This window comes from Pseudomonas sp. SIMBA_067 (assembly GCF_046534675.1).
Taxonomy (GTDB): domain Bacteria; phylum Pseudomonadota; class Gammaproteobacteria; order Pseudomonadales; family Pseudomonadaceae; genus Aquipseudomonas; species Aquipseudomonas putida.
In genome coordinates this window covers 1-327 of sequence record NZ_JAWRYH010000184.1, presented here as the reverse complement: position 1 = coordinate 327, position 327 = coordinate 1, and the positions used below count along the sequence as shown (strand labels likewise).

The 327-nt window shown below is 49.5% G+C and carries 1 protein-coding gene; it reads right to left on the bottom strand.

Annotated elements, in window-relative coordinates; genetic code table 11:
* Nucleotides 1-157 (bottom strand): hypothetical protein (locus SB765_RS28640; protein WP_410932360.1); only part of this gene is annotated, 157 nt, incomplete at its 3' end.
* Between the last annotated feature and the right edge of the window lie 170 nt (nucleotides 158-327).

Genomic DNA, 327 nt, shown 5'->3' with positions numbered 1-327 from the left:
AGCAGTCCGGATCGTGCGCCGGTAACGTATTGACCGCCGGGGTTTCCTGCGCGCCTTGCCACGGACGTTTGGCCCGATGAGGTGAAACTAAAATCCATTGATCAATCAGTGGATTGTAACGGCGATGCGGGTGATCGACCGGGTTGAATTTTTCCATGTTAGATCCTGGTAAGCGTCAAAAGCCAAAGAGGCATCGGTAAAAAGTAGCACATCAGCGCGCCCGAAAGCGTGATCAAGTCTGGATAAATGGTATCGTTTACACAAGCTGAATATTCTTATTTCGTGGCATTGTGTGCGGATATATAGCGTGAAAGGTGATGGGGAATG